General features: G+C 58.3%; 26 protein-coding genes and 1 tRNA gene. 5 read left to right on the top strand and 22 right to left on the bottom strand.

Translation table 11 applies throughout. From position 1 onward, the window contains the following. Nucleotides 1-4: 4 nt before the first annotated feature. From rseP to rpsB, 8 genes are all read right to left on the bottom strand, one after another. Nucleotides 5-1,138, bottom strand: coding sequence for an RIP metalloprotease RseP (gene rseP / locus GRI44_RS03495; protein ID WP_332872341.1), 1,134 nt, complete (start codon nucleotides 1,136-1,138; stop codon nucleotides 5-7). Then, nucleotides 1,131-2,309, bottom strand: coding sequence for a 1-deoxy-D-xylulose-5-phosphate reductoisomerase (gene dxr, locus GRI44_RS03490; RefSeq protein ID WP_160600053.1), 1,179 nt, complete (start codon nucleotides 2,307-2,309; stop codon nucleotides 1,131-1,133). The genes rseP and dxr overlap by 8 nt, the downstream gene beginning before the upstream one ends. Beyond that, on the bottom strand, nucleotides 2,306-3,046 hold the full coding sequence (locus GRI44_RS03485; protein WP_160600052.1) for a phosphatidate cytidylyltransferase: 741 nt from the start codon (nucleotides 3,044-3,046) through the stop codon (nucleotides 2,306-2,308). Before GRI44_RS03485 ends, dxr begins: the two co-directional genes overlap by 4 nt. Then, nucleotides 3,033-3,674, bottom strand: a complete 642-nt coding sequence (gene uppS, locus GRI44_RS03480) for a polyprenyl diphosphate synthase (protein WP_202386216.1) — start codon at nucleotides 3,672-3,674, stop codon at nucleotides 3,033-3,035. The genes GRI44_RS03485 and uppS overlap by 14 nt, the downstream gene beginning before the upstream one ends. A gap of 67 nt (nucleotides 3,675-3,741) precedes the next feature. Continuing rightward, entirely contained in the window at nucleotides 3,742-4,299 is a 558-nt protein-coding gene (gene frr, locus GRI44_RS03475) for a ribosome recycling factor (protein WP_160600050.1), read from the bottom strand. Between the two features lie 2 nt (nucleotides 4,300-4,301). Next, entirely contained in the window at nucleotides 4,302-5,024 is a 723-nt protein-coding gene (pyrH, locus tag GRI44_RS03470) for a UMP kinase (protein ID WP_160600049.1), read from the bottom strand. A 201-nt stretch (nucleotides 5,025-5,225) separates the two neighbouring features. Beyond that, entirely contained in the window at nucleotides 5,226-6,152 is a 927-nt protein-coding gene (gene tsf, locus GRI44_RS03465) for a translation elongation factor Ts (RefSeq protein ID WP_160600048.1), read from the bottom strand. A gap of 107 nt (nucleotides 6,153-6,259) precedes the next feature. Then, a complete protein-coding gene (gene rpsB / locus GRI44_RS03460; protein WP_160600047.1) occupies nucleotides 6,260-7,009 on the bottom strand; it encodes a 30S ribosomal protein S2 in 750 nt (249 codons plus the stop codon). A 342-nt stretch (nucleotides 7,010-7,351) separates the two neighbouring features. Here rpsB and GRI44_RS03455 point away from each other — a divergent pair, with 342 nt between their 5' ends. Continuing rightward, nucleotides 7,352-7,624 carry a hypothetical protein gene (locus GRI44_RS03455; protein ID WP_160600046.1) on the top strand — a complete coding sequence of 91 codons (273 nt, stop codon included), beginning with the start codon at nucleotides 7,352-7,354 and terminating at the stop codon, nucleotides 7,622-7,624. On the opposite strand, the gene pssA is transcribed toward GRI44_RS03455, so the two are convergent. The 11 genes from pssA to GRI44_RS03400 all read right to left on the bottom strand — a co-directional run bounded on the left by pssA (nucleotide 7,596) and on the right by GRI44_RS03400 (nucleotide 18,086). Then, nucleotides 7,596-8,405, bottom strand: a complete 810-nt coding sequence (gene pssA, locus GRI44_RS03450) for a CDP-diacylglycerol--serine O-phosphatidyltransferase (protein WP_160600045.1) — start codon at nucleotides 8,403-8,405, stop codon at nucleotides 7,596-7,598. The two genes, GRI44_RS03455 and pssA, sit on opposite strands and share 29 nt — an antisense overlap. Then, nucleotides 8,402-9,154, bottom strand: a complete 753-nt coding sequence (locus tag GRI44_RS03445; RefSeq protein ID WP_160600044.1) for a phosphatidylserine decarboxylase — start codon at nucleotides 9,152-9,154, stop codon at nucleotides 8,402-8,404. The genes pssA and GRI44_RS03445 overlap by 4 nt, the downstream gene beginning before the upstream one ends. A gap of 102 nt (nucleotides 9,155-9,256) precedes the next feature. After that, on the bottom strand, nucleotides 9,257-10,387 hold the full coding sequence (locus GRI44_RS03440) for a beta-ketoacyl-ACP synthase III (RefSeq protein WP_160600043.1): 1,131 nt from the start codon (nucleotides 10,385-10,387) through the stop codon (nucleotides 9,257-9,259). 96 nt (nucleotides 10,388-10,483) lie between these two features. Beyond that, entirely contained in the window at nucleotides 10,484-10,639 is a 156-nt protein-coding gene (locus tag GRI44_RS03435; RefSeq protein WP_160600042.1) for a DUF2474 domain-containing protein, read from the bottom strand. Further along, nucleotides 10,639-11,634, bottom strand: coding sequence for a cytochrome d ubiquinol oxidase subunit II (gene cydB / locus GRI44_RS03430; protein ID WP_160600041.1), 996 nt, complete (start codon nucleotides 11,632-11,634; stop codon nucleotides 10,639-10,641). Before cydB ends, GRI44_RS03435 begins: the two co-directional genes overlap by 1 nt. Next, nucleotides 11,634-13,076 (bottom strand): cytochrome ubiquinol oxidase subunit I, encoded by a 1,443-nt coding sequence (locus GRI44_RS03425; protein ID WP_160600040.1) that lies wholly within the window; start codon nucleotides 13,074-13,076, stop codon nucleotides 11,634-11,636. Before GRI44_RS03425 ends, cydB begins: the two co-directional genes overlap by 1 nt. A 93-nt stretch (nucleotides 13,077-13,169) precedes the next feature. Next, on the bottom strand, nucleotides 13,170-14,984 hold the full coding sequence (locus GRI44_RS03420) for a SulP family inorganic anion transporter (protein ID WP_332872340.1): 1,815 nt from the start codon (nucleotides 14,982-14,984) through the stop codon (nucleotides 13,170-13,172). Then, nucleotides 14,981-16,210, bottom strand: a complete 1,230-nt coding sequence (locus GRI44_RS03415; RefSeq protein WP_160600039.1) for an NAD(P)/FAD-dependent oxidoreductase — start codon at nucleotides 16,208-16,210, stop codon at nucleotides 14,981-14,983. The genes GRI44_RS03420 and GRI44_RS03415 overlap by 4 nt, the downstream gene beginning before the upstream one ends. A gap of 78 nt (nucleotides 16,211-16,288) precedes the next feature. Continuing rightward, nucleotides 16,289-16,705, bottom strand: coding sequence for a DUF6691 family protein (locus tag GRI44_RS03410; RefSeq protein WP_160600038.1), 417 nt, complete (start codon nucleotides 16,703-16,705; stop codon nucleotides 16,289-16,291). Next, the gene (locus tag GRI44_RS03405; RefSeq protein ID WP_160600037.1) at nucleotides 16,702-17,151 is read right to left on the bottom strand and encodes a YeeE/YedE family protein; all 450 of its coding nucleotides are present in this window, start codon (nucleotides 17,149-17,151) and stop codon (nucleotides 16,702-16,704) included. Before GRI44_RS03405 ends, GRI44_RS03410 begins: the two co-directional genes overlap by 4 nt. Beyond that, entirely contained in the window at nucleotides 17,148-18,086 is a 939-nt protein-coding gene (locus GRI44_RS03400) for an MBL fold metallo-hydrolase (RefSeq protein WP_160600036.1), read from the bottom strand. Before GRI44_RS03400 ends, GRI44_RS03405 begins: the two co-directional genes overlap by 4 nt. A gap of 77 nt (nucleotides 18,087-18,163) precedes the next feature. Between GRI44_RS03400 and GRI44_RS03395 the strand changes: the two genes are divergently transcribed. Beyond that, nucleotides 18,164-18,802, top strand: a complete 639-nt coding sequence (locus GRI44_RS03395; protein WP_160600035.1) for a peroxiredoxin — start codon at nucleotides 18,164-18,166, stop codon at nucleotides 18,800-18,802. Then, nucleotides 18,799-19,146, top strand: coding sequence for an ArsR/SmtB family transcription factor (locus tag GRI44_RS03390; RefSeq protein WP_160600034.1), 348 nt, complete (start codon nucleotides 18,799-18,801; stop codon nucleotides 19,144-19,146). Before GRI44_RS03395 ends, GRI44_RS03390 begins: the two co-directional genes overlap by 4 nt. A 43-nt stretch (nucleotides 19,147-19,189) precedes the next feature. Here the strand turns inward: GRI44_RS03390 and GRI44_RS03385 are convergent. Beyond that, nucleotides 19,190-19,275: transfer RNA gene (locus GRI44_RS03385), tRNA-Tyr, on the bottom strand. Nucleotides 19,276-19,454: 179 nt separating this feature from the next. Here GRI44_RS03385 and rlmB point away from each other — a divergent pair. Together rlmB and GRI44_RS03375 are read left to right on the top strand one after the other, a co-directional pair. After that, nucleotides 19,455-20,255, top strand: coding sequence for a 23S rRNA (guanosine(2251)-2'-O)-methyltransferase RlmB (gene rlmB, locus GRI44_RS03380; RefSeq protein ID WP_160600033.1), 801 nt, complete (start codon nucleotides 19,455-19,457; stop codon nucleotides 20,253-20,255). A gap of 25 nt (nucleotides 20,256-20,280) precedes the next feature. Continuing rightward, nucleotides 20,281-21,159 carry a hypothetical protein gene (locus GRI44_RS03375; protein ID WP_232842957.1) on the top strand — a complete coding sequence of 293 codons (879 nt, stop codon included), beginning with the start codon at nucleotides 20,281-20,283 and terminating at the stop codon, nucleotides 21,157-21,159. A gap of 116 nt (nucleotides 21,160-21,275) precedes the next feature. Here GRI44_RS03375 and GRI44_RS03370 read toward each other — a convergent pair whose 3' ends face one another. Together GRI44_RS03370 and lon are read right to left on the bottom strand one after the other, a co-directional pair. Continuing rightward, nucleotides 21,276-21,548, bottom strand: coding sequence for an HU family DNA-binding protein (locus GRI44_RS03370; RefSeq protein ID WP_160600032.1), 273 nt, complete (start codon nucleotides 21,546-21,548; stop codon nucleotides 21,276-21,278). Between the two features lie 233 nt (nucleotides 21,549-21,781). Further along, a complete protein-coding gene (gene lon / locus GRI44_RS03365; RefSeq protein WP_160600031.1) occupies nucleotides 21,782-24,172 on the bottom strand; it encodes an endopeptidase La in 2,391 nt (796 codons plus the stop codon). Nucleotides 24,173-24,284: the final 112 nt, after the last annotated feature.

Genomic DNA, 24,284 nt, shown 5'->3' with positions numbered 1-24,284 from the left:
CCAGTCAGCCCCCGAAAAACGGCAGCGAAATGATGTCATTGGCCGTGACGAACAGCATGAGCATCAGCACCAGGGCCATACCCGCACGGAACGCCATTTCCTGACCACGAGGGCCAATCGGCTTACGACGCACTGCCTCTGCCGCGTAAAAAGCCAGATGGCCGCCGTCGAGAGCGGGGATTGGCAGGAGGTTAATGAATGCCAAGTTAATTGATATCAATGCGACGAAATTCGCAAAGGGCAAAGGCCCCAGACTAAGCTGCTCGCCGGAGAATTTGGCAATCTTGATCGGGCCGCCCAATTCGCGCACGGACCGGTCGCCGGTGAAGATCTGGGCAAGGCCGGTCACCATCATTTTTACCAGACCGATACTGTGATCCACCGACAGATAAACCGCTTCTGCCGGCCCGACAGAGACATATTCCTGCGAATTGGAAAAGACGCCCAGCCGGCCCACGCGCGATTCATTGCCGAACTGGTCCTTCTCAACCGAATCCGACAGTTTCACTGGCAGAACCAGCCTTTCGCCCGCGCGCTCAACCCCTACGTTTACTGTCTTGCCGGGATAGATAATCACCCGGTCCACGATGTCCTTGAATTCGGCCACTGGCGCGCCATCGATGGAGATGATCCGGTCACCAATCTCGATCCCGCCTTCACGCGCGGCCGATGCGTCAGAAAATGTGCCGACCACATTGGTTTGCGCCCGATCGACCGCCACCGGCTTGCCGAAAATCATGAAAAATGATGCAAAGATTGCCAGGGCAATAAGCAGGTTCATCATTGGCCCGGCCAGCACCACCAATGCGCGCTGCCATACCGGCTTGAAATGGAACACGCCTTCACGGTCCTGCGCCGGCACATCTTCCAGCGCCTCGTTATCCGCCATGCTGGTGGGGTTCATGTCCCCCTTGAACTGCACATATCCGCCCAGCGGCAGCATCGACAGTTTCCAGCGGGTGCCGCGCTTGTCTGTCCAGCCGGCCAGTTCCTTGCCGAAGCCGACCGAGAATGCATCCGCTTTGATGCCGAACATCCGGCCGACCAGATAATGGCCAAGTTCATGCAATGTCACCAGCGGCCCCAGCACCAGCGCAAAGCCGACCAGCCACATCCAGACAGGGGGGGATTCAAACACTCAGCAGCACTCCAGAATTTCGGCCCAGAATTTCGGCTGCCCGCACGCGGCCAAGCTCATCTGCAGCCAGCACTTCGGCCAGGCTGGCAGATGCAGCAGGAATGTCGCAATTCAGGCATTCCTCCACCACTACCGCAATCTTTGTGAATGCTATCTTACCAGCAAGAAACGCTGCCACGGCAATTTCATTCGCCGCATTCAGAATGGCAGGCGCGGCGCCGCCGTGATGGACTGCCTCGCGGGCCAGCCGTGTCGCCGGGAACAGATCCTCGTCGGGTGCGAAAAAGCTCAACTCGCCAATGGCCGGCAAATCCAGCGGAGCGCACGGCGTGTTCATGCGCCGGGGCCATGCAAGGCAGGACGCAATCGGCACCCGCATATCCGAAGGGCCAAGCTGGGCCAGTGTGGACCCGTCCCGGTATTCTACCATGGAATGGATCACACTTTGCGGGTGGACCACAATCCGCAGCCGGTCGAGGCCGACCGGAAACAGGTGATGCGCCTCGATGAATTCGAGGCCCTTATTCATCATGGTGGCAGAATCGACACTGATCTTGGCGCCCATGTCCCAATTGGGGTGCGCCACAGCCTGCGCCGGGGTTGCCGCGGCAATCTGCGGAGCTGACCACGTCCTGAAAGGGCCGCCGCTGGCAGTCAGCGTAATCCATTTGACATCATCTACAGAATTATCGGCAAGGCATTGGAAAATAGCGTTATGTTCAGAATCGACCGGCAGTAATGTCGCACCGTATGCGGCTACCGCCGCGGTCATGACATCGCCTGCAGAAACCAGCGCTTCCTTGTTGGCCAGCGCGATGGTGCCGCCCTGCTCTATCGCGGCCATGGTCGGCGCCAGCCCGGCGCAGCCCACGATCGCAGCCACAGTCAGATCCACCTTGCGCGATGCTGCCTCACACAGCGCCGTGCGTCCGCCAGCCACTTCGATGGCAGTGCCCACCAGTTCCTCGCGCAAGGCAGGCAAATGCGTTTCGTCACTGACAATAGCGATCTGCGCGCCAAATTCCCGAGCCAAAACGGCAAGTTCCTTCGCGCTCGAATTCGCAGTCAGCGCTGTTACTTGCCAGTCATCCGGGTTACGCCGGATCAGATCGAGCGTGGACGCACCGACAGACCCTGTGGCACCCAGGATGGAGATGGTGCGCCGCGTCAAAACAGCACACTCAGCGCGCCGACGATGAGGGACACCGGAAGCAATCCGTCAATCCGGTCAAAAACGCCGCCATGGCCCGGTATCAGCCGCGAACTGTCTTTCACGCCAGCTTTGCGCTTGAGCCAGCTTTCGAAAAAATCGCCCGTCTGCGCAGCCACCGCCAGCACGGCGCCGATCAATGCTGCGCCGATTGCATCGTCCCACATGGCTTCCATCAGATCAGCAAAAGTGACATTGCCGCCGATGAAGTGAAATGTGCCTGCCCACAGGCCGAGCCAGAGGGCAGCGCACAACATTCCGCCAAACAGGCCAGCCCATGTCTTGGACGGGCTGATGCGTGGCGCAATTTTCGGTCCGCCAATTGCACGGCCGAAGAAATATGCGCCTGTGTCCGTGGCGATCACAGCGCCAACCGCGGCAAATAGAAAATAGGACTCAAGCCCTGCCAGCACCACCGCAGCAATGCCTATATAGACCGCGCCGGCCAGAATTCCTGCCAGACGATAGGAGACGTTGGTGGTCGCCTTCACCACCAGCAGCACGAATTCAACCATGGCTGCCAAGGCAACTGCCGCAATGAATGTGTCAAACACGCGGCCCCCGAGATAAAATGCAGCGCCGGCAACCGCCAGCATGATCGCTGCCGATGCCAGCCGCACACCAAGGTCGGAATTGCGCTTGATGGCAGCTTTCGGCTCGCCATCGCCTGCGGGCGTCACCAGATTATCGTCCGCCATACCGGCGATCCCTTTGTGAAAAATCGTCGATTGCCGCTTGCAGATGTTCCGGCGTGAAATCCGGCCATAACACGTCGAGAAAGCTCATTTCAGCATAGGCCGCCTGCCACAGGAGAAAATTGGACAGCCTGACTTCACCCGATGTGCGGATGAGCAGGTCCAGCGGCGGCAGATCGGCAGTAAACAGGTTCGCGGCAATCGTTTCGACGGTAATTTCGCCAGCCTGCGCTGCCAGTGATGCTGCTCTGGCGATCTCCTGCTGCGATCCGTAATTCAGGGCGACAGCCAGAATGCGCGATCCGCCGGATGTCTTGTCCAGCGCATCTTCAAGCATTTCGACAATATCAGGCTCCAGCGCCTTGTAATCGCCAATTATTTTCAGGCGAACGTCATTCGCGATGAATTCCGGCAGATCGCTTTTGATGAATTTGCGCAGCATGCCCATCAGATCGGACACTTCTTCTTCTGGGCGCTTCCAGTTTTCGCTCGAAAACGCATAAAGCGTCAGACAATAGATGCCCATCGGCTCGATGGACCGGACCAGCTTGCGCACGGCTTCCACGCCGCGCTTGTGACCCATGGCCCGCGGCAAATGTCGCTTTTGGGCCCAGCGGCCATTGCCATCCATGATAATCGCGACATGGCGTGCGCGGTTTTCCGCGTCTGTCACTTGGCCTCTCCCGATCCGCGCGCCCTCACTGGGTCATGATTTCCTTTTCCTTGGCCTCTGCTGCGGCATCGGCCTCGCCGACATATTTGTCGGTCAGTTTCTGGACTTCGTCTTCCAGACGCTTGCGATCGTCCTCGGAAATTTCCTTTTTCTTCTCGTCGTCCTTCAGCATTTCCATGCCGTCGCGGCGCACATTGCGGATCGCGATGCGGGCTTTTTCCGCATATTGGCCAGCCAGTTTTGCCAGTTCCTTGCGGCGTTCTTCGGTCAGATCGGGAATTGGCAGGCGAATGGTCTGGCCATCTGTCATCGGGTTCAGGCCGAGCCCTGCCTTGGCAATGCCCTTTTCCACCGCGGTGACATTGCTCTTGTCCCACACCTGGACAGACAGCAGCCGTGGTTCAGGCGCCGACACAGTGGCCACCTGGCTAAGCTGCATCATGGCGCCATATACCTCGGCCACAACCGGATCGAGCAGCGCGACATTGGCGCGCCCGGTGCGCAAACCGGAAAAATCGCTTTTCAACGATTCCACTGCGCCATTCATCCGGCGCTCTACGTCGGCCTTGTCATATTTTGCCATAATCAGGATTCCTCTTGTACGATTGTCTGGATGCCTTCGCCCGCCAACACGCGCGCGACATTCCCCCGATCGCGGATGGAAAACACCACGATGGGTATGTCATTTTCGCGGCACAACGAAACAGCAGCCGCATCCATGACCTTGAGATTATCTGACAATACCTTGCCATAAGTAATTGTGTCAAAACGCTTCGCTGACGGGTTCACCTTAGGGTCACTGTCATAAACGCCATCGACGCTGGTGCCTTTCAGCAGCGCATCGCAATTCATTTCTGCTGCGCGCAAGGCTGCACCAGTATCCGTCGTGAAGAAGGGGTTGCCGGTGCCGGCAGCGAAAATGACGATCCGCCCTTTTTCCAGATGCCGCTCTGCACGGCGGCGGATATAGGGTTCGCACACGGAGGCCATCGGAATGGCTGACTGCACCCGGGTTGGAACGCCCAGCTTTTCCAGCGCATTCTGCATGGCCAGCGCATTCATCACCGTGGCCAGCATGCCCATGTAATCGCCAGTGGTCCGGTCCAGACCCTTGGCCGCGCCCGAAATGCCGCGAAAGATGTTGCCGCCGCCGATGACCAGGCACACTTCGAGGCCGGTTTCCTTTGCCGCTTTCACTTCTTCCGCGAGGCGCGAGACATAGGCTGGATCAATCCCGTATTCCTGTTCACCCATCAGCACCTCACCCGAAAGTTTCAGGAGGATGCGATTGAGTTTGGGGAGAGGCATCGGGATCAGGTCTTTCGCGCAGGTTTGGACAGGCAGATTTGGGGGAAGCGCTGCCCTTATAGTGCCGCGCCCGTGTCTGCCAAGGGTGAAGGCGCCGCTTTGGCAATGCCGCATAAAATTCGGCCGCCAGACCCGGTAAGGTCCGACGGCCGGAATGTGTGTCAGGCAGTGCCGCAATAACAGAGGCGCTGCCGTTTATTCTTAGCCTTTGACGGCGGCTGCGACTTCTGCTGCGAAATCGCTTTCTTCCTTCTCGATGCCTTCACCAAGCTGGAAGCGGACATAGTCCTTCAGCACGATGGCAGAACCGGATGCCTTGGCAGCCTGTGCCACCACGTCAGCGATTGGCGTCTTGTTGTCCATCACGAAAACCTGGCTCAAAAGCGCGTTTTCCTTGGCGAACTTCTTGATCGCACCATCGACCATCTTTTCCTGCACTTCGGCAGGCTTGCCGCTTTCGGCCGCCTTTTCCGCCGCAATCGCGCGCTCACGCTCGATCACGTCAGCATCAAGATCGTTGGCATTCAGCGCCATCGGGAAGGCGGCGGCGATATGCATGGCCAGCTGCTTGCCCAAAGGCTCCAGCACATCTGCGCCCGCTTCGCTTTCGAGAGCAACCAGAACGCCGATTTTGCCGAGGTTGGTTGCAGCAGCGTTATGCACATAAGGAACGACGATGCCCTGCGACACAGAAACGCTCTTCATGCGGCGGACCTGCTGGTTTTCACCGATGGTTGCAACATTGGAGGTCAGCGTGTCAGCAACAGTGCCGCCGCCGGGATAGGACGCAGCCTTCAGCGCTTCAACGTCGTCACCAGCAACATTAAGTGCGGTTTCCGTCGTCTTGCGAACAAAATCCTGGAACTGGTCGTTCTTGGCGACGAAATCCGTTTCGGAGTTCACTTCGACAGCAACGCCTTTCGTGCCTTCGACGGCAACGCCGACTAGGCCTTCAGCAGCCGTACGGCTTGATTTCTTCTGGGCGGCGGCAAGGCCCTTGGCGCGCAATGCGTCAACCGCGGCTTCAACATCGCCATTGGTTTCTGCCAGAGCTTTCTTGCAATCCATCATGCCCGCGCCGGTTTTCTCGCGCAGGGCCTTTACGTCAGCGGCAGTATAATCGGCCATCTGTCATATCCTTTTTAAATTGATTGGGCGCCGGGCCATCCCCGTAAGGCTGTCCCGGCGCTCTATATTTGCGATTGTAACAACCCTGGTGAACAGGGCGTCTGGAATTACGCTGTGACTTCTGCCGGTGGTTCAGCCATCGCGCCGACATCCTGACCGGAATCAGCAACGGCACCGCCCTTGCCCGCAATCGCCGCATCGGCAATCGCATCGCAATACAGGCGCACTGCGCGGCTGGCGTCATCATTGGCCGGAATAGGGAACGAAATGCCCGACGGATCAACATTGGTATCGAGGATGGCGACAACCGGAATACCAAGAACATTGGCTTCCTTGATGGCCAGTTCTTCCTTGTTGGCATCAATCACGAACATGACAGACGGAACGCCGCCCATATCGCGAATGCCGCCAAGGGACATTTCCAGCTTATCGCGCTCGCGCGTCAACTGAAGAACTTCCTTCTTGGTCAGACCCGAGATTTCACCCGAAAGCTGTTCTTCCAAAGTCTTGAGACGCTTGATCGAACCGGAAATGGTCTTCCAGTTGGTCAGCATCCCGCCCAGCCAGCGATGGTTGACGAAGTGCTGGCCCGAACGGCGAGCAGCTTCTGCGATCGGATCCTGTGCCTGGCGCTTGGTGCCAACGAACAGAACCTTGCCGCCAGCGCGGGTGGTGGAGGTTACAAATTCCAGAGCGCGCGCAAACAGCGGCACGGACTGGGAAAGGTCGATGATGTGAACACCATTGCGGGCGCCGAAGATATACGGCTTCATCCGCGGGTTCCAGCGGTGGGTCTGGTGGCCGAAGTGTGCGCCGGCTTCAATCAATTGCTGCATTGTGACGGTAGGTGCCGCCATAAGATAATTCCTTCCGGTTGTTCCTCTGGAAAACTGGAACCATTGCGGAGCGTCCCGCAGATGGCACCGGTATGTGCGTTTTCCATGTGAATTTGCCTGATGCGCTCCAACCAGAATTGGCTGGATTCGCGGCAGACGGGGCGCTTTAGCCAATCATTTCCCGAAATGCCACCCTCAATTCATCGCATGAAAAGGGATTTTTGACGCAAATAGCGCTTGACAGGCGAGAACAAAAAGAGAACATTGGCCTCGACGGGGAACAAACCCGCCCGAATGGGTGTTTTCCACTAGATATCCACAGGCTGTCAACCGGCTTGTGAGCATTGGAAGAGAGAAGTCGCGATGATTGGTTTTCTGATTATAGCCTTGTTTGCCACCGGCGCTGTCGCCGCTGTCGTCACTCTGGCTGACAGCACTGTGCGCGGGATGCGCGCCTATCGCATGCTTGCCGTGCAGCTTTCCTCAACCCGCGATCAGGCACGCATGGTCACACGGGTGCAGACGCTGGACCGGTATTCCGAACGCTATGCCCCCCGCCCGCAACTGGTCAGCCATTCCGGCAGATCACGTCATCGCGCAGTGGTAACTAGCCAGCGACTGCCCGCTGCCGCCTGATCTTGCTGTATTTCAACATGCCATATGGCATGAGAAGCAGGTAGAAAGTGGAGATGATGGCCAGCGTCCACCATGGTTCCTGAAGCAGCGCGGCAAACAGGATGCCAACCCCTGCAATCAGTTCAAGCCTGACATTCCGGCGCGGCCTGATCGATGTCCAGCTGAGCGTGGCCACATTGGATATCATCAGGAATGCAATCACTGCCATCCACACGCCCATGAAAACAGGGTTGCGGAATTCGGGCATGTCGGTTGCCATCCACAGATAGAACGGCAGGAAGGCCAGCCCGGCGCCCACTGGCGCTGGAACCCCTGTCAGGAAACCGGCTGATTTGTGCGGCTGTTCATCGGTATCGATCTGGGCGTTGAAGCGCGCCAGACGCAGCGCGCAGCAGATGGCAAAGGCCAGCGATGCGAACCAGCCAAGCCGCGGCAAATCCTGCAAAGTCCACAGATAGAGAATGAGCGCCGGCGCCATGCCGAAGGAAAGCGAATCGGCAAGACTGTCAAGTTCTGCGCCGAACCGTGACTGCGCTTTCAGCAACCGGGCAATGCGCCCGTCAATGCCGTCCAGCACGCCTGCCAGGATTACCGCGATGATGGCTTCACGCCATTGGCCAGATATCGCAAAGCGAATACCTGTCAGGCCGGAACACAAGGCCGCAGCGGTAATGGCATTGGGCAGCACAGCGCGTAGCGAAAGCCCTTTGGCGCGGCCTGCTGCCTGCGGAACCTCATCCTCGGCGGATTTTGGTCCGACCCGCTCATCATTCAGGTTCATTGCGCAATACCTTCGATAAGCTGCTGCTGCCCGATTTCAGCCAGCACGGTTTCACCTGCCACCGTCCGCTGGCCAACCAGAACTTTGGGGTCGGTTCCGGCAGGCAGATAGACATCAACCCGGCTTCCGAACCGGATCAGGCCGATCCGCTGCCCTGCGGCGATCATGTCGCCGGGTTTTACAAATGGCACAATTCGCCGCGCGACCAGACCGGCAATCTGCGTCAGGCCAAGGGCAAAGCCATCGCCGCGCTCGATCAGCAGATGCTGGCGCTCGTTCTCGTCGCTGGCCTTGTCGAGATCGGCATTCATGAATTTGCCGGGAATATAGACCAGCCGCCGAATTGTCCCGCCAACTGGGGCGCGGTTGATGTGAACGTCGAAAACACTCATGAAAATGGATATGCGGGTCACCTTGCCAGGCGGCAGACCGATCACGCCAGAGCCATCGTCGCCCAGCAATTCTGCCGGCGGATCCATTTCGCAAATATGCGACACAATGCCATCGGCAGGCGAAACGATGCACCGGTCATCCAGCGGAACCACGCGCTCCGGATCGCGGAAAAAGGCGAACACGCCGCCAGTCAAGGCCAGCATGGGCCAGCCCACCAGTTCCCAATCGAACACCAGCAGGAACACCAGACTGATGGCAAGTGTGATCAGTCCGAATTTACGTCCTTCGGGGTGGATTGCAGGCCATTGCCAGGTAGCATCTCCACGCCCCTTGTTATCAAGTAGTTCACCGGCCATGATTTCTACCTAGTCCCAAGCGCTGACAGGAACAAGCGGCGCAGGGCGATTTCGAAGGGAAATGCTCCCCCCACCCCATCGCCATGCTGCTTTGCAAATGGTTCAGCCGACTTTCTGCACAAAAACGGTGCCCGCCGAATATCCCGCGCCAAAGCTGCAGATTAGCCCGGTGTCCCCTGCTTTCAGATCATCGCTGTGCAGATGAAATGCGATGATCGAGCCAGCGCTCGATGTGTTGCCATAAGTATCAAGCACCGTCGGGCTTTCATCATCGGACGCCTCATGGCCCAGCACACGGTGCGCGATCAGCCGGTTCATGCCGGTATTGGCCTGGTGCAGCCACATCCGCCGCAGGCCCGCCGGGTCCACATCCAGCCGCTCTGCTTCTTCCAGGATCATCGTAGCCACCATGGGCACCACTTCCTTGAACACCTTGCGGCCTTCCTGAACGAACAATTTGTCGTCAGCGCCGATACCGGCAGGAGTGGCGCGGTTGAGAAACCCGAAATTGTTGCGGATATTGTTCGAAAAGACAGTCTTGAGCTTCGTTCCGATAATGTCCCAATGCACCGCTGGCGCGATCGAGGCATCTTCCACCAGCACCGCAGTTGCCACGTCACCGAAGATGAAATGGCTATCCCTGTCCCGCCAGTTGAGATGGCCGCTGGTAATTTCAGGGCTGACCACCAGAACCGATTTTGCATTGCCGGCGCGGATATAATCGGCCGCCGTCTGAATGCCGAAAGTGGCGGAAGAACAGGCAACATTCATGTCAAAGGCAAAGCCATCAATGCCCAATGCCTGCTGAATTTCTATCGCCATGGCAGGATAGGCGCGTTCCATGTTGGAAGCAGCGCACAGCACTGCATCCACATCTGCCACATCCCTGCCGGCGCGTTCCAGTGCCTGACGCGCGGCTTTCACGCCAATTTCAGCCATGAGTGACAATTCGTCATTGCTGCGCTGATCCAGCCGTGGTTCCATGATCTCGGGATCGAGCACGGGCGCCTTGGACATGACGTGGCGGGCCTTGATACCGCTCGCCTTTTCGATAAATTCGACCGAACTGTGCTGGAGCGGAAGGGCATCGCCTGCCTCTATTTCGGCGGAATGGCGGCTGTTGTACAGGTCCGCATAAGCGTTGTAACTGGCGACCAGTTCTTCGTTGGAGATGCTGTGTTCCGGCGTGAACAGGCCGGTTGCGGAAATGACGGGATGATAGGTTGTTTGCATCGGCGCTGATTATCTTTGCGGGCCGTCATCGGCAAGCCTTGTGCCATCAGGCAGACGGTTTTTATGCCGCAGATACCGGCACGGCGGGGCAAATCGTCAGGGGTTTAGCCACGCCCGGATGACATAAGCAATGATGCCAAGCGCGGTTACGCTGCCCAGCCAGATCGCCGCCATCCACGCCAGCCGATGCAGCAGCGGTGCATCATCCCCCGCAGGTTCGCCAGATGGATCGCCAGATGATTTAAGTGCCATCAGTGATAACCGTCTTCGCCGACCTTGCCGCGAAATACCCAATAGGCCCATGCGGTATAGGCAAGGATCAGCGGCAGGGTGATTGCCACGCCCACCAGCATGAACATCTGGCTGCGTTCAGGCGCGGCTGCATCCCAGATGGTGATCTGGGAGGGCACCACATAGGGCCACATGGACACGCCCAGCCCCGCCATGCCCAACCCGAACAACCCCAGCGACAGCCAGAAAGGCGCCGCTTCCTGCTTTTTGGCCAGGCCGCGAAACAGGAAATAGGCAAGAATGGCGGTTAGCAACGGGACCTGGCTGGCGAACAGGAAATTGGGCATTGCAAACCAGCGGTCAAAATAATCAGCATCAAGGAATGGCGTATAAAGGCTGACGGCTGCCAGCAGCACCAGGGTTGCAATCGCGCTGCGGAAAGCGAGCCTGTAGGCATGGGCCTGCGCCTCCCCTTCCAGTTTCCACACCAGCCATGTCGCGCCAAGCAGGGCATAGCCTGCCACCGTGCCAATACCGGTCAGCAGCGTATAAGGCGTCAACCAGTCAAACCAGCTTCCGGAATAGGCGCGGCCGGTCGCGTCGATACCCTGTAGCAGCGCACCCAGGATCATGCCTTGTGACAAGGCAGCGATCAGCGAACCTGCGGTAAATGCAAAATCCCACAATGCCCGGTGGCGCGGGTCACGCCATCTGAATTCAAATGCCACGCCCCTGAACACCAGACCCAGCAACATGGCGATGATGAGCGGATAGGTCGCTGGCAGGATAATGGCATAGGCCAGCGGGAAAGCGGCCATCAGCCCCCCGCCCCCCAGCACCAGCCAGGTTTCGTTTCCGTCCCACACCGGCGCGATGGAATTCATTGCCTGATCACGCTCAAGCCCCACCTTGAAAGTGGGGAAAAGAATGCCGATGCCCAAATCGAACCCGTCCATCACCACATAGGCAAATACGGCAAAGGCAATGATGAATGCCCAGATGATGGTGAGGTCCATCAGACTTCTCCCTCATTACCGGGCACAGGCTGGCTTCCGCCCGGGTTCTGGGTTGGCCCGGGGGTGATGCCGGCAGTGCGGATCGGGCCTTTTTCAGTGCGTTTCACGCCGGCTTCGCCAGTGTGCGGCGGGCCGCTCATCAATTTCAGAATATACCATGTGCCAACCGAAAATACGGCAAAATAGACGACCACAAATGCCGCCAGAGACGCCCCTACGGCGGGGGCGTCCAAGGGCGATGCCGCGTCGCTGGTGCGCAGCAGATTATAGATGACATAGGGCTGACGGCCCACTTCTGTGGTGATCCAGCCGGCGATGACCGCCACGAAACCCGACGGTGCCATCACCAGCGCCGCCCGGTGCAGCCAATGCCAGTCATATAATTTACGCCGCATCCGTGCCAGCAGGCTCCACGCGCCAATGCCCAGCATGGCAAAGCCGATGCCCACCATGATGCGGAACGACCAGAAGATGATTCCGACCGGCGGTTCCTCATCATCAGGAATGGTATCCAGCCCGGCCAGCGGCGCATTCAGATCATGTTTGAGGATAAGCGATGACGCCTTGGGGATTTCAATGGCATATTTCACGCGCTTTTCCGCGCTGTCGGGGATGCCGAACAGGATCAGCGGGGCACCATCGGGATGGCTTTGATAATGGCCTTCCATCGCCATCACCTTCTGCGGCTGGTGCTCGAGCGTATTGAGCCCGTGCATATCGCCTGCGAAAATCTGGATCGGGGCGACCAGTGCGGCCATCCACATGGCCATGGAAAACATCTTGCGCGCATGGCCATTGCTGGCATCCTTGAGCAGATGCCACGCGCCAACCCCGCCAACCACAAAGGCGGTAGTCAGATAGGCCGCAATAACGGTGTGAACCAGCCGGTATGGGAAGCTGGGGTTGAAAACGATGTCCCACCAGCTTGGCCCGGGAAGAAACTGGCCGTTTGCGCCCATTTCAAAGCCAACCGGCGTCTGCATCCAGCTGTTGACCGACAAAATCCAGAAGGCTGATACGAAGGTGCCCAGCGCGACCATGCAGGTTGCGGCGAAATGCAGTTTCTTGCCCACCCGCGACATGCCGAACAGCATGACCCCCAGAAAGCCGGCTTCGAGGAAAAAGGCGGTCAGCACTTCATAGGCCATCAGCGGCCCGATCACTGGCCCCGCCTTGTCCGAAAATACCGACCAGTTGGTGCCGAACTGATAGGACATGACGATGCCCGAAACCACGCCCATCGCAAAAGCGACCGCGAAAATCTTGATCCAGTATCGGAACAGATCGAGATAGATCGCCTTGCCTGTTTTCAGCCACAGGCCTTCCAGCACGGCAAGGTAACTTGCCAGACCGATAGAGAAGGCCGGAAAGATAAAATGGAAGCTCACCGTAAAGGCAAACTGAATGCGGGCGAGAAGCAGAGCGTCGAATGTTTCGAACATGATCAGCAGCCTTTACGCGGCATCAGGGCTGGGGCAAAACGCGAAAAATGCGCGCTGGGTTGCGTGCCACGCAACAGTGGCGTGATGGCGCTGTCAGATAAGTCCTCGCGCTTCGTACATGTCTGGCGGGCTGGCCGGCGCGCCATCATCGCGCGCAAGTTCGGTATAGGCGCGTTCCTGCGACAGATACACGCGGCCATTCAATTCCTCGAGGAAGTGGGCGCGCTTCAGCCGGTCCATCACCGGGCCTTTCACTTCGGAAAGATGGAAGCCGATCCCGCCATCTGCCAACCGGTGATTGATAGCTTCGAGACTTTCCAGGCCCGAAGCGTCAATTTCGTTCACCGCTGAACACATGACGATCACGTGCCGCAGGGCGGGCCTTTCTGCCACGCGTTCCAGCACATATTCTTCCAGCCAGCGCGCGTTGAGATAGGTCAGGCTTTCATCAATCCTGATGGACAGGACATGCGGCACAGTCAGCACATCATGGCGTTCCACATTGCGGAAATGTTCCGTTTCGGGAACACGGCCCACAATGGCTGCATGGGGACGGGATGCGCGCCACAGATACAGCAGCAAACCAACTGAAACGCCTGCAATCACGCCTACTTCAACACCGGCCAGCAGCGTTACGCCGATGGTCACGATATGGGCGGCAAAGTCAGCCTTGGAATAGACCCACAGACGCACCGGCGTTTTAAGATCCACCAGGCTCAACACCGCCACGATGATGGTTGCTGCCAGCGTTGCAATCGGCAGGTTGAACAACAGCGGTGTCAAGAACAGCGATGCCAGCGCAATACCCACGGCGGTAAATGCACCTGCGGCAGGGGTTTCCGCGCCTGCGTCAAAATTGACCACCGAGCGCGCAAAACCGCCCGTCACCGGATAGCCGCCCGACAGTGCCGACGCGATATTGGACGCGCCAAGGCCGATCAGTTCCTGATCGGGCGCGATCCGCTGGCGCCGTTTTGCCGCCAGCGTTTGCGCCACAGAAACGCTTTCCACAAATCCGATGATGGAAATGAGCAATGCCGGAACCCATAATTGCGCCACCAGCCCAAGATCAGGTGTCGGCAGGGCAAAGGGCGGCAGCCCTTGCGGAACGGCGCCAACCAGTTTGACGCCCTTGTCTGCCAGATCAAGGGCGATCACTGCGATGATGGTCACGGCTACTGCTAGCACAGGGCCAGCCTTGGCAGTAATTTCAGCCGCACGCGGCTTCAGCCCCAATGCCATCAGCGCCGGTCTTGCGCCGCGCCTGACCCAGAACAGAAATGCTGTTGCCGCAAGGCCAATGCCCAGAGTCCAGATATTGGTATTGCCGATGCCGGTGGCCAATGCGCCCAGCATATCTGGCCAGGTATCCCCCCCGCCCGTTATGCCCAAAATGTGTTTCAGCTGGCTGGTCGCAATCAGCAGGCCACTGGCAGTGATAAAGCCGGAAATAACCGGATGGGACAGCAGGTTGGCCAGGAAACCCAGGCGCAGGAAACCCAAGATCGCCAGCATCACCCCGGACAATGCAGCCAGCATGATTGCCGCTTCCAGATATTCAAGCGTGCCTTGCGCAGCGACAGCGCCCGCCGCCGATGCGGTCATCAGCGAAACCACGGCGACCGGGCCGACAGCAAGCGTGCGGCTGGTCCCGAAAATGGCGTAGGCCACCAGCGGCAGGATCGACGCGTAAAGGCCCACCACCGGCGGCAACCCTGCCAATAATGCGTAAGCAAGGCTTTGCGGGATGAGCATAATGGTGACGATCACCGCCGCCATCAGATCATTGCCCAGCACGCCGCCATTATAGGTGCGGCCCCATTCCAGAATTGGAAAATAGCGGGCAAATCCGGTCAATTGGCGGGGCGCTGCCTGCGGCTGCGATGCCGGTGTTTCAGCCACTTTCACGCTTCATGGTTCCTGACTGGCGATACGAGCCATTCGCGGCCTTTCAGCATCCCGTTCCAGTACACCCACGGCAAAACTTCCGTTTTCAGCAGCCATGCCAGCCGGCGCGGCCGGGTGCCGTCGATCAGCCATTTGGGGAAGCTGGGCAGCAATTTTCCGCCATAGCCGAATTCGGCCAGCACGACCTTGCCGCGCTCCACCGTCAGCGGACACGATCCATAGCCATCATAATCTGACACAGGCCCCGCGCCATCCAGCACGGCCAGCGCATTGACCGCCACAATCGGTGCTTGTTTGCGCACCGCGGCCGCGGTCTTGGCATTTGGCATCCCGCCAGCATCGCCCAGCGCAAAAATGTTGGCATATCTATTGTGGCGCAACGTCAGATCATCGACATCGACAAAACCGGCCGCATTGGCCAGCGGGCTTTCGCGGATGAAATCAGGCGCGACTTGTGGCGGCACGACATGGAGCATATCGAACTGCCGTGTCACTGTGCCCTCTGCTGTTTCGAAAGTGGCCGACTGGTTGGGGCCATCCACGGCGACAAGGCGCGAACCAAGCTTCAGCTTGATGCCATAGCGGTCAACATATTCCATCAAGACCGGAACATAGGCCTCCACCCCGAATAGCACGCCGCCGGCATTACAGAATTCGACATCGATATTGGGCAGCACACCTGCGCTGCGCCACACATCACATGACAGGTACATGGCCTTTTGCGGTGCGCCAGCGCATTTTATCGGCATGGGCGGCTGGGTGAAAATGGCCCGGCCTTCTTTCAGACCCGATACCAGCTCATAAGTGTAAGGTGCCAGATCATAACGATAATTGGATGTAACGCCATTATGCCCAAGCGTTTCTTCCAGACCTTTGATCTGCGCCCAGTCAAGTTTTATGCCCGGCGCCACGATCAGCAGCGTATATTCAACGGCAGTGCCATCTTCCAGCATGACGGCATTGTTGTCAGGATCGAAAGATGTGGCTGACTGCCTGATCCAGCTGACACCATCAGGCATCACACTGGCCATGGTGCGGCGGGTGACCGGCGCGTTGAAGACGCCTGCGCCCACCATCGTCCAGCCAGGCTGATAAAAATGCTCGTCACGCGGCTCCACAATAACGATGTCCAGCTTTGGCCGGCGTTTGAGAAGGGAGGCAGCAACGGCAATACCGCCCGCGCCGCCGCCAATGATCACAATCTGGTGATGTTTGACTTCGCTCATCAACGGATCCCTTCAAAAATCATGCGAGTGACTGGCCAAGCTCTCGTAATCCGCCGCCGCAAGCTTTCGCGATGCCGGTTACAGTCTGCTTTCAACCAGGCGGAACGCACCCATGCCCGCCACCATCGAAACAACGAAAATGCCTGCCGGAACAATACTGGTGGCCAGCGATGCAATGGCTGGCCCGGGACACAGCCCAGCAATGCCCCAGCCAATGCCGAACAGCACCGATCCGCTGATCAGCTTGTGATCAATCAGCTTTGTTCCGGGCAGCGAAAATTCATCACACACCAGCGGAACATGCATCCGTTTCTGGATCTGCCACGCCGCCGCCATGACGACCAAAGCGCCGCCCATGACAAATGCCAGTGTCGGGTCCCAATTCCCCGCAATATCAAGAAACCCGCGCACACGCAGCGGATCCATCATGCCTGACAGAGCAAGACCAAACCCGAAAACAGTGCCGGAAATAAGGGCCACTATCGCTCGCTTCATGACCAGCCTCCGCCCAATGCGTTGATGATGGCAACCGTCGCCATTCCCGAACCGATGAAAGTTATAGTCGCCAAAAGGGATCGCGGGCTTAGCCGGGACATGCCGCAAACACCGTGGCCACTGGTACAACCGCTGCCCATGCGCGTGCCGAAACCAACGATGAGACCGCCCGCCACCAGCCATCCGGCCGATGGCGGATAGGTCGCTTCCACTGGCCCGTTCAGCATTGTGAACAATGCCGCGCCCAGCGCCAGTCCGCCGACAAACAAGGCCGCCATTGGCCATGGTGTCCCGCCTTTGGACAGGCCGACTGCACGTGCAGCCATGCCGCTGACGCCAGCTATCCGCCCTGCCCCCAGCAACATGATTGCTGCCGCAAGCCCGATGAGAAGTCCGCCGGCCAGCCCTTCAACGGGCGCAGCGCCTGGAAAACCTGGTATGATCATACAGCATTCACCGGAATCTTGATGTAACTCACGCCATTATCCTCCGGTTCGGGCAATCTGCCACCACGTATATTTACCTGAACCGACGGCATGATCAGGTTTGGCATTGCCAGCACCCGGTCACGTTCGGTTCGCATTGCGACGAATTCATCTTCGCTCACCCCGTCGCGCACATGCACATTGGCATCGCGCTGCTGCCCGACAGTGGTTTCCCACGCATAATCATCGCGCCCCGGCGCCTTGTAATCATGGCACAGGAACAGCCGCGTTTCGCGCGGAAGCGACAGCAGGCGGCGGATTGACTGAAACAGCTGACGCGCATCGCCTCCAGGAAAATCAGCGCGGGCAGTGCCGAAATCCGGCATGAAGATCGTATCGCCAACAAAGGCTGCATCACCGATGATATAGGCCATGTCAGCCGGCGTATGTCCCGGAACATGCAAGGCAATGCCTTCCAATTCGCCAAGCCTGAACGTTTCGCCATCTGTAAACAGATGATCAAACTGCGATCCATCGCGTTCAAAATCACTGCCCGCATTGAACAATTTGCCGAACACTTCCTGCACCCGGATAATGCCCTCGCCAATTGCCAGCTTTCCGCCCAGTTCTTCCTGCAGGAACGGAGCGGCGGACAAATGATCGGCATGAGCATGGGTTTCAATCAACCATGTCACTTTCAAATTTTTAGAAGTGACATATTCGATTATGCGTTCAGCAGAGCCAAATGACGTTCTCCCTGATGCCGCCTCGTAATCGAGCACGGAATCGATGATGGCCGCTTCCATCGACACGGGATCATGAACGACATAGCTGACCGTATTGGTAGCCTCGTCAAAAAAACCGGCAATGCTTGGCCGCAAGGCATGGTCTGACGCAGCGGTGTCAATCAGTTTTGCGGCATTGGCAACGGGATCGTTGGTTGGGTCGACATGCATTTTCAATTTCCAATTCATTTACACATAATATGTATATGTATTGCTATCCGGGAGTCAAGGAGTTAGAGTTGCACGCTATGGACAACACCACCCTTCCTGCGCCCAATCTTCGAATTGGTGATCGCGCCCCCGGTTTTTCTGCGCGCAGCACAGCGGGGGACATTGCCCTGACTGACTATCGCGGAAAATGGCTGCTGCTGTTTTCGCATCCGGCAGACTTCACCCCTGTTTGCACCAGCGAATTTGTAGCGCTGGCCAGTGCCCAAAAGCAGTTTGCACAATTGAACTGCCAGCTGGTTGCCTTGTCAGTCGACAGCCTGTTTTCACATTTTGCCTGGATTCGCGCCATTCGTGACCGGTTCGATGTCGAAGTGCGTTTTCCGATCGTGGAAGACCCCACGCTGGTGATCGGCAGTGCGTATGGCATGGTGTCGAATGACGCGGCTGACAGCGCGACAATGCGCACGACCTTTTTTATCGATCCTGACGGGATTGTGCGGGCAACCCATTGCTACCCCGCCACGGTGGGCCGCTCGGTCGATGAAATGTTGCGGACCCTGCAGGCATTGCAGGCGGTGGACGCCAATGGCGCGCTCGCGCCGGCAAACTGGCAGCCCGGGCAGGAGATGCTGCTGCCCGCTCAACCCACGCTGGATAGTGTCCTGTCTGCCAAAAACCCATCTGACTGGTTCTTTTCATCCGGGGATACGCCATGACAGAGCCTGCGCTCGAACAATTGCGCGCCATTGCCCACCCGCTGCGTTACGCCATTCTGCTGGCTATCAGAGACGGCGAAAAAAATGTCGGTGAGATTGAGGCGATCAGCAGGATCGGCCAGCCCGCGCTGTCACAGCAACTGGCATATTTGCGCAAGGCAGATCTGGTGCAGACCAGACGCGAGGCCAAACTCGTTTATTACGCCATCAATACGCAGCAGCTCGAACCGCTGATAAATTTTCTGGACCAGCTTCGACCAGCCGCAAAATCAACCGATGGCCCGCAGCCTGGCAGCAAAAAACCGCCCACATCCAGCGCAGCACGATTCGCCACGATAGGCTGACAATAATTCTGGTGTGACTGCCCTGACCGGGCATCAATGCAAGTGGTGGACAGGGCTGGATTCGAACCAGCGTACGCTTGCGCGGGCAGATTTACAGTCTGCTGCCTTTAACCACTCGGCCACCTGTCCACTAACTTGCCGCAGGGAAATCCGAACTCGGATGAGAACGGGTAACCTCGCAAAATAGGCAGCCCCGTTGCCGGGACCATCAGGCCGAGAGGCGCCCCAATGGCGAAGCTGCGCTTGCCTGTCAATGGGGCTACTGGCATGGGGCCACACCAAGCTGCATTTCTAGGAGTTTCAGATCAATGGCCGACCATAAGCCAGACCGAAAACGAGCATTGCGTGGACGCGCGGGCCGGATGCAGGGTGGACGCGGCAGCGGACGCGCCAGCACGGGCCAGGTGCGCCTGTGGGGCCATCACGCCGTCGAAGCGGCGCTCAAGAACCCGGAGAGGTCGCACAAGAAGCTGTGGGCGACCCGTGAAGCCATTGCAGAACTAGATGGCGAACTGCCTGAAGGTTTTCCTGTGGAATACGCCCAGGGGGTTGATCTTGCGCGGCTGGTTACGCGCGATACGCCGCATCAGGGACTGGTGCTTGAATGCGCGCCGCTTGAAGATGTGCATCTTGATGAAATTATCGAACAGGGTGGGGATCGGCCCATCGTGGTGCTGGATCAGGTTACCGATCCGCACAATGTGGGCGCGATTCTGCGATCAGCTGCCGCATTTGGTGCCGCCGCCATCGTGACGCAGGACCGGCACGCCCCGCCCGAATCAGGGGTGGTCGCAAAATCCGCATCCGGCGCACTAGAAGTGGTGCCGTGGGTGCGGGTGGTGAACCTTGCCCGCGCGCTGGAACAGATGGCCGATGCTGGCTATTGGCGCATCGGCCTGACCGGCGCCACGGAAGCCACGCTGGCAGAAGCATTGCCAACCGGGCGTGTGGCGCTGGTGCTGGGCGCAGAAGGCGAAGGTATGCGCCAGAATATCGCCGGCCATTGTGATGCGCTTGCGCGTTTGCCCATTGGCGAAGCGATTGAAAGCCTGAATGTGTCCAATGCCGCAGCCATCGCGCTGTATGCGGTGGCAACACGTCCGGAATAGAGACTGCAAACGGGGGGGCAAGGCAATGCAATCTGGAATGCTCAGGAAACGGGCGCTTACCGCAGGGTTGGTGGCGGCTTTGGCCATGGTTCTGACCGGATGCCTGCTGTCCCCCGGAAAATTCACGTCCGAACTTCATCTCAGGAATGGCGGCACCTTCAGCTATTCCTATGATGGCGAGATTTACCTGCTCGCCTTGAGCAAGCTGGCGGAGATGGGCAATCAAGCGGAAAACTCCGGCTCTGCCTACATCCAGCAGCCCTGCTATTCCGACGATGAATTTGAGGAGCGCGAATGTACCAGCGATGAAATCGCCGTGCAGAAAAGCCAATATTCAGCCCGTCAGCAGAAGCAGCAGAAAGATGCCGAAATGCTGCGTGCAATGTTGGGCGGCATTGATCCGGCAGACCCCGAAGCGGCCACGGAACTGGCGGAGCGTCTGCGCCGCCAGAAGGGTTGGAACAAGGTTGACTATAAGGGCGACGGCCTGTTCGTCGTGAGTTTTGCGATAGCGGGCCGATTGGACCACGATTTCCTGTTCCCGACCATCGAGCGCTTTCCAATGTCCAACTTCTTTGTGCTGGTGGCCAATCGTGAAGGCGGCACTGTCCGCGTGGATGCGCCCGGCTTTTCCGCGCAATCAGGCGGCAACCCGTTTCAAGGCATGATGGCAGGCATGGCGGGCATGTTTGCGGCCACTGCGGAAACTGCGGAAGCAGATGGCGAAAGCCTGCCTGTTTTCCCGGAACTGGAAGGCTCGTTCAAAATCGTGACTGATGGCCAGATATTGGCCAACAATACCGATGAAGGGCCAGCAGCCAGCACAGCGGGCCAGGTACTGGAGTGGCAGATCAACAAGCGCACGCAGGTCGCTCCCACCGCGCTGATCAGGCTGACCAACTGACCGGCCATTTTGGCGAGCCGCACAAGCTGACACATAAAACGCCGCGCCTACCCCTGGGGCAAGCGCGGCGTTTATATTTTCAAGGCTGCGAGGCGTGCAGCCAGAAAGGCGCTGTCTTAGTTAACGGCGTCCTTGAGGCCCTTGCCTGCCTTGAACTTTGGCTGGTTGGATGCCTTGATGGTCATGGGTTCGCCAGTGCGCGGGTTGCGACCGGTAGAAGCCTTGCGCTTGGCAACAGAAAAAGTGCCGAACCCGACGAGGCGCACTTCATCACCGCCCGAAAGCGATTTGGTGATTGCGTCGAATACACCTTCAACCGCGCTGGATGCGTCGCTTTTCGACAAGCCGCTGGAATCTGCAACTGCGCTGATCAGATCGTTTTTGTTCATTCTTGAAACCCCTATTTACCTACTGAAACGAATTCGGTGAATCGCCTCTTCGACAGCGCGCGATTGAAGGGATTTTTGCAGGCTGTGTCAAAGGCAATTCACGCGGAAATTGGTCGGATTGCTATATATTTTCGTGATTTGCGACGAACCGTGCGACCGGCGGATGGTTAACATGGTCTGGCCAGGCCATCCGCCGGTTCACACGGGTCGCGATTCGCTGCGGTGCAGCACCATTAATGGGCGGTCTGCACCGCCAATGCGGCGGCCCCGACAGCGCTGGGCTGGCTGGCCAGATCATCCGCCTCGGTCCATTCAATCGGCGCGGTACGCGTCGTCAGCGCAAGCTCCAGCACCTGATCGACATGGCTGACCGGAATAATCTCCAGACCGTCTTTCACATTGGCCGGGATTTCCGCCAGATCCTTCACATTTTCTTCCGGGATCAGCACCGTCTTGATGCCGCCGCGCAGCGCTGCCAGCAGCTTTTCCTTCAGCCCGCCAATCGGCAACACGCGGCCCCGCAAGGTAACTTCGCCCGTCATTGCCACATCAGCCCGCACAGGGATGCCGGTAAGCGTGGAAACTATGGAAGTGACCATGCCTACGCCAGCGCTTGGCCCGTCTTTGGGCACTGCGCCTTCGGGAAGATGGATATGGATGTTCTTGCGCTGGAAAATTGACGGCTTGATCCCATAGGCAGGTGCCCGTGATTTCACGAAGCTGAAGGCAGCGGCCACGCTTTCATTCATCACATCGCCCAGCTTACCCGTGGTTTTCACTTCGCCCTTGCCCGGCGTCGTCACGCTTTCAATCGACAGCAACTCGCCGCCCACTTCGGTCCACGCAAGGCCAGTGACCAGCCCAACCTCGGCTTCTTCTTCGCTGACGCCGTGCTTGAATTTGCGCACCCCGGCAAATTCGTTCAGATTTTCCGCCGTCACTGTCACGCTGTCCGTTTTCTTTTCCAGAATCTGGCGCAGGCTCTTGCGGGCAAGACGTGCAATTTCCCGTTCCAAAGTGCGGACACCAGCTTCCCGCGTGTAATAGCGGATAAGATCGCGCAGGCCGTCTTCGGTCAGCGTGAATTCGCCTTCCTTCAACCCATGCGCTTCGATCTGCTTGGCGATCAGATGGCGCTGGGCAATCTCCACCTTTTCATCTTCGGTGTAGCCTTCCAGCCGGATGATCTCCATTCGGTCCAGCAGGGCCTGCGGCAGATTGAGGCTGTTGGCCGTGGTGACGAACATGATGTCCGACAGATCAAGGTCCAGTTCCAGATAATGGTCCTGGAATTTGGAATTCTGTTCCGGGTCCAGCACTTCGAGCAGGGCTGACGCCGGATCGCCGCGGAAATCCTGGCCAAGCTTGTCAATCTCATCGAGCAGGAACAGCGGATTGGACGTGCCCGCCTTTTTCAGATTGGTGACGATCTTGCCCGGCAGTGAACCGATATAGGTCCGGCGATGGCCGCGGATTTCCGCTTCATCGCGCACGCCGCCAAGCGACTGGCGCACAAATTCCCGGCCTGTGGCACGCGCAATGCTTTTGCCAAGGCTGGTCTTGCCGACACCGGGAGGGCCAACGAGACACAGGATGGGGCCTTTCAGCTTGTTGGTGCGGGCCTGCACTGCCAGATATTCAATGATCCGGTCCTTGACCTTTTCCAGCGCATAATGGTCCGCGTCGAGAATTTCCTGCGCCTTGGCAATATCCTTGGTCAGCTTGCTTTTCTTGCCCCATGGCAGGCCAAGCAGCACATCCAGATAGTTGCGAATGACGGTGGCTTCGGCGCTCATCGGCTGCATGCCCTTGAGCTTCTTCAACTCGGATTGCGCCTTGGCCTTGGCTTCCTTCGACATCTTGAGAGTGTCGATCTTCTTCTGAAGCTCGGCCATTTCATCGCCATCTTCACCCTCGCCGCCCAGTTCTGACTGGATGGCTTTCAATTGCTCGTTCAGATAATATTCGCGCTGGGTCTTTTCCATCTGGCGCTTCACGCGGCCCCGGATCTTGCGCTCCACCTGCAGCACCGACAATTCGCCTTCCATGAAGGACATGACCATTTCCAGCCGCTTGCGCGGGTCAGCTTCGGTCAGCAGTGTCTGCTTGTCGGCCACCTTGGTGTTGATCGACGCGGCAATGGCGTCGGCCAGCGCGCCGGCATCGTCAATTTCGGCCAGATCATCGCCGGCCCCATCGCCCAGCTTCTTGTTCAGCTTGGCATATTCGCCAAACTGTTCGACCACGCTGCGCATCATGGCGGTTATCTCGCTGCCGGACACGGTCTGCACTTCGTCCATCGTCACTTCGGCCACCACGAAGTCGCCTTCAGGGCGCAGGCGTTCCAGATGGGCGCGCGACGTGCCTTCGACCAGCACGCGAACGGTGCCATCGGGCAATTTCAGCAATTGCAGGACCTGCGCCACAACCCCGACATCATACAGATCATCACGTTCCGGGTCATCGCAGCCGGGGTCAAGCTGGGCCAGCAGGAAAATATCCTTGCTGCCTTCCATGGCGGCTTCCAGCGCGGCAACGGACTGGTCGCGGCCGACAAACAGCGGCACAACCATGCCGGGAAACACGACGATGTCGCGCAAGGGGAGGAGAGGAAAAAGGCTCATAATTCAATATCCGGTTAGGTTCGCCGCGCCCGAAAATGGATGTTGCGCGGCACTTGACCCGAATATGGGAATAGTTGCCCTGCCCTGCAATGGTCTGGCCCGTGCGAACTGT

It is taken from the genome of Allopontixanthobacter confluentis, from assembly GCF_009827615.1.
Classification (GTDB): domain Bacteria; phylum Pseudomonadota; class Alphaproteobacteria; order Sphingomonadales; family Sphingomonadaceae; genus Allopontixanthobacter; species Allopontixanthobacter confluentis.
This window is presented reverse-complemented; position numbering and strand designations above follow the sequence as displayed.

Excerpts from the sequence above, each read along its gene's own strand:
- GRI44_RS03375 (WP_232842957.1), top strand. The coding sequence starts at position 20,281 with ATGCAATCTGGAATGCTCAGGAAACGGGCGCTTACCGCAGGGTTGGTG.
- pssA (WP_160600045.1), bottom strand. The coding sequence starts at position 8,405 with ATGAACCTGAATGATGAGCGGGTCGGACCAAAATCCGCCGAGGATGAG.
- rlmB (WP_160600033.1), top strand. The coding sequence starts at position 19,455 with ATGGCCGACCATAAGCCAGACCGAAAACGAGCATTGCGTGGACGCGCG.
- uppS (WP_202386216.1), bottom strand. The coding sequence starts at position 3,674 with ATGGATGGCAATGGCCGCTGGGCCCAAAAGCGACATTTGCCGCGGGCC.
- GRI44_RS03445 (WP_160600044.1), bottom strand. The coding sequence starts at position 9,154 with ATGGCCGGTGAACTACTTGATAACAAGGGGCGTGGAGATGCTACCTGG.
- GRI44_RS03455 (WP_160600046.1), top strand. The coding sequence starts at position 7,352 with ATGATTGGTTTTCTGATTATAGCCTTGTTTGCCACCGGCGCTGTCGCC.
- tsf (WP_160600048.1), bottom strand. The coding sequence starts at position 6,152 with ATGGCCGATTATACTGCCGCTGACGTAAAGGCCCTGCGCGAGAAAACC.
- GRI44_RS03405 (WP_160600037.1), bottom strand. The coding sequence starts at position 17,151 with ATGATCATACCAGGTTTTCCAGGCGCTGCGCCCGTTGAAGGGCTGGCC.
- frr (WP_160600050.1), bottom strand. The coding sequence starts at position 4,299 with ATGGCAAAATATGACAAGGCCGACGTAGAGCGCCGGATGAATGGCGCA.
- pyrH (WP_160600049.1), bottom strand. The coding sequence starts at position 5,024 with ATGCCTCTCCCCAAACTCAATCGCATCCTCCTGAAACTTTCGGGTGAG.
- GRI44_RS03390 (WP_160600034.1), top strand. The coding sequence starts at position 18,799 with ATGACAGAGCCTGCGCTCGAACAATTGCGCGCCATTGCCCACCCGCTG.
- GRI44_RS03425 (WP_160600040.1), bottom strand. The coding sequence starts at position 13,076 with ATGTTCGAAACATTCGACGCTCTGCTTCTCGCCCGCATTCAGTTTGCC.
- GRI44_RS03435 (WP_160600042.1), bottom strand. The coding sequence starts at position 10,639 with ATGGCACTTAAATCATCTGGCGATCCATCTGGCGAACCTGCGGGGGAT.
- GRI44_RS03415 (WP_160600039.1), bottom strand. The coding sequence starts at position 16,210 with ATGAGCGAAGTCAAACATCACCAGATTGTGATCATTGGCGGCGGCGCG.
- GRI44_RS03400 (WP_160600036.1), bottom strand. The coding sequence starts at position 18,086 with ATGCATGTCGACCCAACCAACGATCCCGTTGCCAATGCCGCAAAACTG.
- GRI44_RS03440 (WP_160600043.1), bottom strand. The coding sequence starts at position 10,387 with ATGCAAACAACCTATCATCCCGTCATTTCCGCAACCGGCCTGTTCACG.
- GRI44_RS03395 (WP_160600035.1), top strand. The coding sequence starts at position 18,164 with ATGGACAACACCACCCTTCCTGCGCCCAATCTTCGAATTGGTGATCGC.
- GRI44_RS03370 (WP_160600032.1), bottom strand. The coding sequence starts at position 21,548 with ATGAACAAAAACGATCTGATCAGCGCAGTTGCAGATTCCAGCGGCTTG.
- rpsB (WP_160600047.1), bottom strand. The coding sequence starts at position 7,009 with ATGGCGGCACCTACCGTCACAATGCAGCAATTGATTGAAGCCGGCGCA.
- GRI44_RS03410 (WP_160600038.1), bottom strand. The coding sequence starts at position 16,705 with ATGAAGCGAGCGATAGTGGCCCTTATTTCCGGCACTGTTTTCGGGTTT.
- cydB (WP_160600041.1), bottom strand. The coding sequence starts at position 11,634 with ATGGACCTCACCATCATCTGGGCATTCATCATTGCCTTTGCCGTATTT.
- GRI44_RS03485 (WP_160600052.1), bottom strand. The coding sequence starts at position 3,046 with ATGGCGGACGATAATCTGGTGACGCCCGCAGGCGATGGCGAGCCGAAA.
- lon (WP_160600031.1), bottom strand. The coding sequence starts at position 24,172 with ATGAGCCTTTTTCCTCTCCTCCCCTTGCGCGACATCGTCGTGTTTCCC.